Origin of the sequence: Undibacterium sp. GrIS 1.8 (genome assembly GCF_040544445.1) — a bacterium.
In the GTDB taxonomy this organism is placed as follows: domain Bacteria; phylum Pseudomonadota; class Gammaproteobacteria; order Burkholderiales; family Burkholderiaceae_D; genus Undibacterium.
This window is the reverse complement of sequence record NZ_JBEONQ010000005.1, coordinates 145,161-155,091: the sequence shown is the minus strand read 5'-3', so window position 1 is coordinate 155,091 and position 9,931 is coordinate 145,161. Positions and strand designations below refer to the sequence as shown.

Annotated in this window: 8 protein-coding genes; 2 read left to right on the top strand and 6 right to left on the bottom strand. The window is 46.5% G+C overall.

Annotated elements, in window-relative coordinates; translation table 11 throughout:
* Positions 1-285: 285 nt before the first annotated feature.
* Positions 286-1,338 (top strand): GGDEF domain-containing protein, encoded by a 1,053-nt coding sequence (locus AAKU64_RS04065; RefSeq protein ID WP_354330231.1) that lies wholly within the window; start codon positions 286-288, stop codon positions 1,336-1,338.
* A gap of 3 nt (positions 1,339-1,341) precedes the next feature.
* Here AAKU64_RS04065 and yedA read toward each other — a convergent pair whose 3' ends face one another.
* Positions 1,342-2,238, bottom strand: a complete 897-nt coding sequence (gene yedA, locus AAKU64_RS04060; RefSeq protein WP_354330233.1) for a drug/metabolite exporter YedA — start codon at positions 2,236-2,238, stop codon at positions 1,342-1,344.
* A 250-nt stretch (positions 2,239-2,488) separates the two neighbouring features.
* Between yedA and AAKU64_RS04055 the strand changes: the two genes are divergently transcribed.
* Positions 2,489-3,421, top strand: coding sequence for a LysR substrate-binding domain-containing protein (locus AAKU64_RS04055; protein ID WP_354330235.1), 933 nt, complete (start codon positions 2,489-2,491; stop codon positions 3,419-3,421).
* A 60-nt stretch (positions 3,422-3,481) separates the two neighbouring features.
* Here AAKU64_RS04055 and AAKU64_RS04050 read toward each other — a convergent pair whose 3' ends face one another.
* From AAKU64_RS04050 to AAKU64_RS04030, 5 genes are all read right to left on the bottom strand, one after another.
* Complete coding sequence (locus tag AAKU64_RS04050) at positions 3,482-4,618, bottom strand: ABC transporter ATP-binding protein (protein ID WP_354330237.1); 1,137 nt, start codon at positions 4,616-4,618, stop codon at positions 3,482-3,484.
* 85 nt (positions 4,619-4,703) lie between these two features.
* The gene (locus AAKU64_RS04045) at positions 4,704-5,612 is read right to left on the bottom strand and encodes a carbohydrate ABC transporter permease (protein WP_354330239.1); all 909 of its coding nucleotides are present in this window, start codon (positions 5,610-5,612) and stop codon (positions 4,704-4,706) included.
* Complete coding sequence (locus AAKU64_RS04040; RefSeq protein WP_354330240.1) at positions 5,602-6,558, bottom strand: carbohydrate ABC transporter permease; 957 nt, start codon at positions 6,556-6,558, stop codon at positions 5,602-5,604. Before AAKU64_RS04040 ends, AAKU64_RS04045 begins: the two co-directional genes overlap by 11 nt.
* A gap of 281 nt (positions 6,559-6,839) precedes the next feature.
* Positions 6,840-8,090 carry an ABC transporter substrate-binding protein gene (locus tag AAKU64_RS04035; protein WP_354330241.1) on the bottom strand — a complete coding sequence of 417 codons (1,251 nt, stop codon included), beginning with the start codon at positions 8,088-8,090 and terminating at the stop codon, positions 6,840-6,842.
* A 177-nt stretch (positions 8,091-8,267) separates the two neighbouring features.
* Positions 8,268-9,527: a maltoporin gene (locus tag AAKU64_RS04030; protein WP_354330243.1), complete on the bottom strand. Its 1,260-nt coding sequence runs from the start codon at positions 9,525-9,527 to the stop codon at positions 8,268-8,270.
* Positions 9,528-9,931 lie beyond the last annotated feature (404 nt).

Sequence of the window (9,931 nt, the reverse complement as noted above, 5' to 3'; positions counted from 1 at the left end):
CTGAAGACAAAATCACTAAAAAAGCATCATTTTATTTTTTAAAAATTCAACCTTTGCTGAAACGGCTCTGATTAAGGCTGTCATGCAAAGGTCTCTATGTCACTTTGTCTTAGTTGATGCATCCAAAATGCATTGGTTGCAGTAAATATCTATAATAAAGCGAATGAAAATAAGTAATTGTGACAAAGATGTTGTAAATTGTTGTTAACTTATTGTTTCTTAATCGTCGCTAAGGTATTGTCAGTCCCACTTAATTCGCTTATCGCAGTCAACTCTTAGTAGAGTATGGATTCCATCATTAAACATCTTGTGGAAATTACTGGTCATCGCGACCATGATCTCCTCAATATTTCAGTCATTTCGGCTCTGTGTGAATTAACACGCGCTGAATACGCACGCGTGTTGGATATCACGACTGTGGGTCGACAAACATTTGTACAGTCCCAAATTACGATCAAAAATGGCAAGGTACTTGAAGTTGTCGACGTCAGCACTATTAGCGCCGCCGGTGATTTGATTGCTAAGTATCCTAATTTGGAAGATGGTATTTCGAGGCATCAGAATCTGATTGAAGGATCATCAGAAGACGGTAAGCGTTTGATTTGGTTGCCTATCTGGACCAATGAAAAAGTCAGTACCTGCCTGGAAATCGCTAATCCTGATTCTTACAATGAAAATACTTTCCAAGTGATGGAAGGTATTTTAATTGTTTACCGCAATTTTCAGAATCTGCTGGATTACAGTGAACGTGATTCACTGACCGGATTATTAAACCGTAAAACTTTTGATGATAATTTTTCAAAAATTTTGCGCGTCAGTTCCCAGCAAAAAAATAATACTGAAACAGTGATCGAGCCCGAGCAAGATCGCCGTGCTGTCGAACCCGAAAAGCCGCATTGGTTGGCGGTGTTGGACATTGACCATTTCAAGCGGGTGAACGACCAATTTGGTCACTTGTATGGCGATGAGGTATTGATTTTGATCGCTAATTTATTACGTTCGTCTTTCCGTCCCACTGACAGATTGTTCCGCTTCGGTGGCGAAGAATTTGTGATTTTATTGCGTGCTACTGCCCAAGATGATGCTCAGCATATTTTTGATCGTTTCCGCGAAAACGTAGAGCAATATCCATTTCCGCAAGTCGGGCAGGTTACAGTTAGTGTGGGCTTTGCCCGCATAGATCCGTTTGAACCTGCGGTTGCGATTATGGGACGCGCAGATCAGGCTTTATATTTTGCAAAAAGCAATGGAAGAAATCGCACCTGTTACTACGATAGCTTGGTCGAGAGCGGCGATTTGCATGCAGAGAAGTCTAACGACACAGCAGAATTTTTCTAAAACCTAGCTGTGCTCTGCATCAAGCGCAGCATCAGTTTTTTTGCGTGCGGTAGTGAGCAAGATCACACTTCCTAAAATCACGGCCATTGCAATCATCTCACGTCCTCCGATTTGTTCTCCTCCCAACGTCACTCCTAAAATTACCGCAATCACCGGGTTGACGTAGGCGTAGCTGCCAGCGAGTGCGGGCGGTACTGCGCTTAGCAAGTACATATATGCAGTAAATGCGAGCAAAGACCCGGCAACCACAAGGTAAGACCATGCCAGCCATGCATTGACAGTGATTGGCGTGTTGAATTTTTCTCCCATCAAAAAACCAAGCAGCATCAAAAATGCGCCACCCAACAGCATCTCACTGGCAAATCCCATCGCACCCGGCGCCATTTTTAATTTTCGCTGTGACAGTACTGAGCCAATATCCCAGCTTAAAATCGCCCCGATTAAACTAATCACACCAATTGGCTTGGCAGAAAATTCGCCACCAAATGCCAGCATCACAGCGCCCGCAAAGCCAATCACTATCCCTGTCCATTCACGTCGGTTAGGCCAGTCACCGAAAAAACCAACACAAAACGACAAAATCATCGGTGAACAAGCAATGAAGACCGCGGTCAATCCTGAGGAAATGCTTTGTTGCGCGACCGCAGTTAAGCCCATCCCGCCGCCGAGCATCAGTACTCCAACGACGCCCGCATCACGCCATTCTTTTAAGCTGGGATGAGCTACGCCGCGCCATGTTTGCCAGGCAAATAGCAAACCACCTGCGACCAGAAAACGGGTTCCCATTAACATAAACGGAGGGAAAGATGCCAGCGCGATATGGATAGCGAAATAGGTTGATCCCCACACCACGTAGACGGTAAGTAAAGCAATCAGTACAGAGCGTGGCAGACGGGACATATTTTTCCTGGAGGCAGAGAAATCAGAGCGGTCAGTATCAATAGTGCTCAAGTAGTTTTTTTGAACACATCAATAAAGATAAATCAATTACATTACTTCAAACCATTTTTAAAGACTCAGAATAGATGAAACCCATCTGGGTTTTAGCTGAGTATCGATGGCATACTTGAACAACGGGTTTTCGTGATGTTGAAAATCGATGTTTTCGATGAAGACAGAATTAAATCACACTATAAGAAATCAAACTTAAATGGAACTGCGCCAACTCCGCTATTTCGTTGCGATAGTCGATCACGGCTCTTTGTCACGTGCCGCTAAAGTGCTGCACATAGTGCAACCAGCATTGACACAGCAATTACAGTTATTAGAGGACGAATTGGGGTGCTTGTTATTGCATCGCTCCGCACAAGGCATGCAAGCCACCGATGCCGGTAAGATTTTTTACGAGCACGCACAAGCTATCTTAAAGCAAGTCAGTGATGCTAAATCGGCGGTCAGTCAATCTTCTGACAGACCAAGTGGAACGGTTGCTCTTGGTATTCCGCAAAGCGCATCAGGCGCGTTGGCCTTGCCTTTACTGAAGGCGGTACGCGCGACTTATCCTGATATTGTGTTTCAGTTGACGGAAGAATTAACCGGTAATTTGACCGAACAGTTAAAGTCGGGACGTTTGAATTTAGCGATATTGTTTGACGACGGACAGCTCGGCAGTTTTTCTACTAAGACCTTAGTAGAAGAAGAGCTGATGTACATCACTCGCCGCGACTCGCAATTTGCGTGCAAGCGTAAAACCATCACTTTAGCCAAAGCCTTGGAAGCTACTTTGATTTTACCTAGCGTGCAGCACGGTGTCAGGCCACGGATAGAAAGTGTTGTCAGACAAGCTGGTTTGAAGACGGATCATGTGATCGATATTACTTCCATTGCGATTTTAAAATCGGCATTGATGGCTGATATGGGCGCTACGATATTACCGGTCTCTCCGCTACTTTCGGAAATACAGCGTGGTGAATTAAGCGCACATGCAATCAGTGGCGCGCCCTTATCCCGGACAGTTGTTCTATGCGCTTCTAAAAATATTCCATTAACCAATGCTGCAATGGCAGTAGAAAAACTGGTACAACAAGTTGCACATGACTTATGTGAATCCGGTATATGGATAGGAACCAAAAGCCTTAGTTAATCATGAAGAGCTAAGACAAATTTAGCAAAAATAAGATGTACCAAGATTCATCAAGATGCACTAAGAGATTCTTTGTTCCGTCTTAGGATCAAACAAAATCGCTTTCGATAAATCAAATGCCAGACGCATACTTTTACCTGGTAAAGCCATCGCACGTGGATGAGTGCGGCAGGTGATGCGGCTTTGGTTAAACCAGATAAATGCTAAAGTGTCAGGGCCAGTTGGCTCGGTCAGTTCGACTGTGCAATCCACTTCTGTCGGGCGATAATCTTCTTCACTTTCTGAGCGGCGGGCGCTGATAGTGTCGGTCACATGTTCAGGTCGTATGCCGAGTATGATCTCGCGCTCCGCCCATTGCCCTGCTTTGAGTTGTTCTGCAAAAGAGGTCGGTAGAGGTAATAAACTAGTTTGGCCCGCATGCTCCAGAGTAAATGCCAGTCCATTAGCATGCGGGACTAATTTGCCTTTTAAGAAGTTCATTGAAGGTGAGCCAATAAATCCTGCGACAAACAAATTATTAGGTTGATCGTAAATATCTTGCGGACTGCCGAATTGCTGTACCACGCCATCTTTCATCACGGCGATTTTGTCACCCAGCGTCATTGCCTCAATCTGATCATGGGTAACATAGACGATCGTCGTGCCTAGTCGCTGGTGCATCAATTTAATTTCAGCGCGCATCTCTACCCGCAGTTTTGCATCCAGATTAGAGAGCGGCTCATCAAATAAAAACAGCGTTGGATCGCGGGCAATAGCACGACCCATGGCGACCCGTTGACGTTGCCCACCGGACAGTAATGCTGGTTTACGGTCTAGCAAGTGGGTGATTTGTAAAGTCTCGGCAACCCGCTCTACGATCTTTTTTTGTTCGTCTTTGGGTACTTTGCGTATGCCTAATCCAAACGAGATATTTTCTCTGACAGTCATGGTCGGATACAGTGCGTACGACTGAAACACCATGGCGATATCACGCGATTTGGCAGGAACAGCGTTGATGCAGCGATCACCGATATAAATCTCGCCATCAGAAATAGGCTCTAAGCCGGCGATCATATTCAGTAAGGTGGATTTGCCACAACCAGAGCCACCGACTAGGATTAAAAATTCGCCATCTTGAATCTCAAGATTGATGCCCTTTAATATCTCCGCGCCGTTGGGATAGACCTTGCGTACATTGCGTATGGATAAACTTGCCATGGTTATTTCGTTTCTTCTGAATAGATTAAATACGATTACTTTAATGTGATTGTGACCTTGTCCAACCGGTCGTCGTTATCAGGAATCAGCCTTTGACCGCGCCGGCAGTCAGCCCCCGGACGAAATATTTTCCTGCGATCAGATACAGCACCAATGTCGGCAGTGCTGCGATAATCGCCGCTGCCATATTGACGTTATATTCCGTCACACCTGTCGAAGTATTGACCAGATTATTTAGGGCAACAGTGACGGGTTGCGCATCAGAGCCGCCGAACACCACGCCGAATAAGAAGTCATTCCAGATCTGGGTGAACTGCCAGATAAAGCACACCATAAAAATTGGCAAGGACAAGGGGAAAATAATCCGGCGATAAATGGTCAAAAATCCTGCGCCGTCGATGCGGGCAGCTTTGACCAATTCTTCTGGCACCGATACATAATAATTACGGAAAAACAGCGTCGTGAATGCCATGCCATAAATCACATGCACTAATATCAAACCCGCCGTTGTATTGGCCAGATGCATCAGGCCCAGCAAGCGCGCCATAGGCAAGATTACGACCTGAAACGGGATAAAACAACCGACCATCAAGCCCGTAAATAAAATCTCTGACCCGCGAAAGCGCCAGTGGGCTAGCACATACCCATTCAGTGAACCGATCAAGGTGGAGATCAAGACTGCCGGTATCACCATTTTGACGGAGTTCCAAAAATACGGTGCCAGGCCATCACATTGCACACCAGTACAGGCAGAGCCCCAGGCTTTTGCCCATGCGGCAGTGTTTGGATGCAAAGGGAAATCCAGTAAATTTCCACTCCGGATTTCATCCAGTGATTTGACTGAGGTGGTCAGCATCACATACAAAGGTGCCAGGTAATACAGTGCGCATAAAAATAAGAGCACGTAGATAAAGATACGACCGATATTTAACCGCGAGCGATTGGGATTATTTGCCTCAGAGAATTTAGAGGACGGAGAAGAATTAGCGACCATGACGTGCCTCTTTTGCTTCAAGATAAATCAGGGGTACTAATACTGCCAGTACCGTCATCAGCATCATCATTGCGGATGCTGCACCTAAGCCTAGCTGTCCGCGGGTAAAAGAAAATTGGTACATAAAAATGGCAGGTACGTCGGATGAGGTGCCGGGACCGCCAGCGGTCAGCGCCATGACCAGATCAAAACTCTTGATGGCAATATGCGATAACACTAGCAAGACACTAAAGAACACGGGGCGCAAAGAGGGGATGACGATACGGCGATAAATCGTCGGCAGGCTGGCACCATCCACCATCGCCGCCTTCATGATGCTGTCGTCAATCCCGCGCAATCCCGCTAAAAACAATGCCATTACAAATCCTGAGGATTGCCAGACGCCCGCTATGACGACGGTATAAATCGCCATGTCAGAATCGACTAGCCAGTCCATAGAGAAGTTGGCAAAGCCCCAGTCATGCATCATTTTTTCTAAACCCAGACCTGGGTTTAGTATCCATTTCCATGCAGCACCCGTGACGATGAACGATAGTGCCATCGGATATAAATAGATTGCTCGTAACGCACCTTCTGCACGGATACGCTGATCTAAAAAAATCGCCAGCAAGAGTCCGACAACCAGACAAATCAAAATAAATAATCCACCGAAAATGCCTAAGTTGGTGGCAGAAACCCACCAGCGGTCAATTTCAAACAAGGCGCTGTATTGCGAAAATCCTGAGAAGGTGTAATTCGGCATTAAGCGTGATTCGGTCAAAGACAGATACGCTGTCAGGCCGATAAAACCGTAGACAAAAATGAGGGAAGTCAACACCGTTGGCGACAACACGATGCGCGGTAGCCAGACATCGGCAAAACTGGCGAGCCTTTGGGCGACCTTGGGGCGCTGAGCGTGATCGACAGCCTGACTGCGGCCCGATATTGCTGTGGGGGTAACTGACATCAAGAATCTCCAGAGCGATATCAATGATCGCTCCAATTACTTATGGGGAGTATATTTTATTGTCCATATAATCATTGGACACTAAGGCATTTTTATTAAAAATAAGGGGGAGTATATGAAAATAAGCAAAATTCCACACCATTTTCATTACTGCCCGCCATACGCACCAGCGAGTTGTTATCTCATTCAGTGCGTATGACGTTTGCCACCTTGTTTTACAGCTTACTTCCAGCTTATTTGCAGCTTACTTCTGTATCACGTCGCTATTACTGCAGCTTACTTTACTTCGCTTTAGCCGCTTTTGCTAATGCTTGTACTGCGGCTTGCGAGGTCATCGTGGAGTTCATAAACTTCGCAATCACGTCCTGAATCGCACCGGCTTTAGCAGAGTCGATTGCCATGCCGTGTGCAAAGCTAGGGACTAAACCACCGCTCTTACTCGTCGCGTCCATGTCATCCATCGACTTGATGGCACAGCTATCAAACTTAGCACGTGAGACACCGGCACGGGCAGGGATAGAGCCTTTGTTCAGGTTAAATACTTCCTGAAATTCCGGGCTCATCACCGCGCTTGCCAAGACTAGTTGGGCCTTTTGCTGATCAGCATCTTTAACTTTAAACATCGTCAGAGAGTCGATATTAAAGGTGAATGCTTTCTCGGTACCTGGCGCAGTCAGACACAAGAAGTCTTTACCAGCGACTTTGCCCGCCGCAGTAAATTCACCCTTCGCCCAATCGCCCATAAATTGCATACCAGCCTTGCCATTGATGACCATGGCTGTTGCCAGGTTCCAGTCACGGCCAGCGGCATCTTTATCGATGTAGGTTTTGATCTTTGCTAAGGTATCAAAGGTTTTGATCATGGTTGGACCAGTCAGACTGGCCGGGTCCAGTTGTACGATTGCTTTTTTATAGAAATCTGGACCGCCGACGCCGAGTGCGACGGATTCAAATACCGTCGCGTCTTGCCATGGCTGACCGCCGTGTGCAATGGCAATCAAGCCGGCTTTTTTGATTTTGTCAGCGGCATCAAAAAATTCGTCCCAATTGGTCGGCGCTTTGGCGCCTGCTTTTTTTAAGACGTCTGGATTGACCCATAACCAGTTGACACGATGCACATTGACCGGTGCGGCAACATAGTGTCCTTGATACTTCATGATATTGGAGACGACTTTTGGCAAACTTGCATCCCATTTGCCTTCGGTCGCCGCGGCATCGATATTCGCTAACACGCCTTCTTTACCCCACTCTTGAATCGATGGGCCTTTGATCTGTGCTGCAGTCGGTGCGCTACCAGAAATGACGCGTGCTTTTAACGCAGTCATAGCATTTTCACCACCGCCACCAGCTACGGCGAAATCTTTCCAGACGATGCCTTTGGCTTCCATCATTTTTTTCAATTCAGCGACGGATTTGGCTTCGCCACCGGAAGTCCAATAATGTAAGACTTCGACTTCTGCTGCCTGAACTTGCGCGCCAGCGATCAACGCTGTGGCTGCAATAGTTGCCTGAACGATTTGTTTCAATTTCATGATTGTCTACTCCAATATGTTTGGGGAATGTTTTTAAATGATTTTATTTTGCTGTCGCCAGATGTGTTGATATTTTTTTGTTCAGACACATCTGGGCAGTCGGTAAAATTGACTAAAAATGAGCTAAGTCATAAAGATCAAATTTAAAAGCGAGCGTAAAAGTGACCGATAGGCGTATCAGAACCAAGTTTCTAATTGAATACCAACTGAGGTGCCGCTAGTATTGTTACCATATACCGGACCAGAGTTATTGCTGGCGTTGACAGCGGCGGTTGCCGCATCATTCCATTTGCCGTAGGTAACAAAGGCGCGTAGTTCTGGGCGCGACCAGTAGCCTTCACCCATAGACAGCGTTGGTGCGAAGGTGATTTTGGTCAGGCGTAAAGCGTCGCCGCCATTGGCTTGTGTGACGCGACTGGTGCCAACTTCTGCTTGCAGCTTAAAGTTTTTAGTCAACGCATACACCGGTCTTGCGCCTAATGTAGTCCAGGTGGAGGAACCCTGTGCATCCGACTTATCACGCTGCATTAAAGCGATAAATTCAGTGCTGAATTGTGTCGTAGGTTGGATCACCAGATTATCGAATACGCGCAAACGGGTAACGTCAGAACCCAACGTTGTGCTACCGGAGCTACCGATACGGTCGCAGCATGGTCCGCCAATACCAGTGCCTGGACCAACACCGTATTGAATACCAACAGTATTTGCGCCACCAAGTACTTTATCTTGCTTATGGAAGATCGAGAACTGCCAACCGTTATGACGGTTTTGTCCTTGGGCGCTGATCAGCGACATCGCCATATCAATCGTACCGTTCTCGTTGACGGGCACACCTTCATAGATAAAGTTCTGACGCACTGCTGCTGGCGTATTGAGCACTTTGCCGGTCGTCGCATCAATGTCGTTGGTGTCGTTATCTTTGAACACGGCATAGCCGAATTTGCCAGGGCCAAAGCCGCCAACTTTATCAAAGCCACCGCCTGTACCATTTAAGTTGATGTATTGCAGATCCAGCATATGGATATCTGGACGGAAGTAGTAACGCTTACCAATCCAAGCAGTACCACCGTTTAAGAAATCGAGCCCTTTGGCTTCTACATAAGCTTTGGCGATTTCTGGTTTGGCATTGCCGAAATCAGAACCGTTTTTGTAAGCGTCGATCCACAAAGTACCGACCCAGCTTACGCCGTTTTCTGATTTTGCCAGTTCCTTTGTATAACCGCCTTCAAAGTAGCTATCGCACTCATTGCCGAGGCGATACTTCATGGTGTTGCCACCCAAGTCGTAGCAGCTTTGTGGACCTTTTTGTGAACTAGAGCCTACGCCAGCGCGCAAGTAGCCATGGAACTCACCTTCAGCATCGCTGGCATGTGCTACGCCGGCAGTAAAGGCAAGTGAAAGGGCGAGCGGTAACGCTCTGAATGCAGTTTTACTCATTATGTCTCCTGTGTATTTTTAATCGCTCGCAAGCAAGCTGACGCTGCTTTTGAGCATGCTGTCATGTCCGGTATTTCCCGGATTTAATCTACTGCAGATGGTTGCCCAATTTTTCTCACCATCATTTGTCCAAAACGGGGTACTAATCCAGCATCCGTATTGGCACTTATTGTTGCGGCGAGCAGACATTAGCACCGCAGATACTGTGACACCACACCCTGAGTTGCAATCTGGTCATCACCTGTTAAGTAATTGATTTTTATAAGAAAATTGAAAATCAGCTAAAGTCGGCTTGTTACATAACTTTACGTTGGGATTTTTGCTTTTTTGCAATTCTTCGCCGATAGCTCATAGCGGAGCACGAGCAAAATCGATGTGTTTTCTGCCTGCAATAAATTGCAATG

What these genes read in the sequence shown, in the direction of transcription:
- AAKU64_RS04065 (WP_354330231.1), top strand. Translation starts at nt 286, where the DNA reads ATGGATTCCATCATTAAACATCTTGTGGAAATTACTGGTCATCGCGAC.
- yedA (WP_354330233.1), bottom strand. Translation starts at nt 2,238, where the DNA reads ATGTCCCGTCTGCCACGCTCTGTACTGATTGCTTTACTTACCGTCTAC.
- AAKU64_RS04055 (WP_354330235.1), top strand. Translation starts at nt 2,489, where the DNA reads ATGGAACTGCGCCAACTCCGCTATTTCGTTGCGATAGTCGATCACGGC.
- AAKU64_RS04050 (WP_354330237.1), bottom strand. Translation starts at nt 4,618, where the DNA reads ATGGCAAGTTTATCCATACGCAATGTACGCAAGGTCTATCCCAACGGC.
- AAKU64_RS04045 (WP_354330239.1), bottom strand. Translation starts at nt 5,612, where the DNA reads ATGGTCGCTAATTCTTCTCCGTCCTCTAAATTCTCTGAGGCAAATAAT.
- AAKU64_RS04040 (WP_354330240.1), bottom strand. Translation starts at nt 6,558, where the DNA reads ATGTCAGTTACCCCCACAGCAATATCGGGCCGCAGTCAGGCTGTCGAT.
- AAKU64_RS04035 (WP_354330241.1), bottom strand. Translation starts at nt 8,090, where the DNA reads ATGAAATTGAAACAAATCGTTCAGGCAACTATTGCAGCCACAGCGTTG.
- AAKU64_RS04030 (WP_354330243.1), bottom strand. Translation starts at nt 9,527, where the DNA reads ATGAGTAAAACTGCATTCAGAGCGTTACCGCTCGCCCTTTCACTTGCC.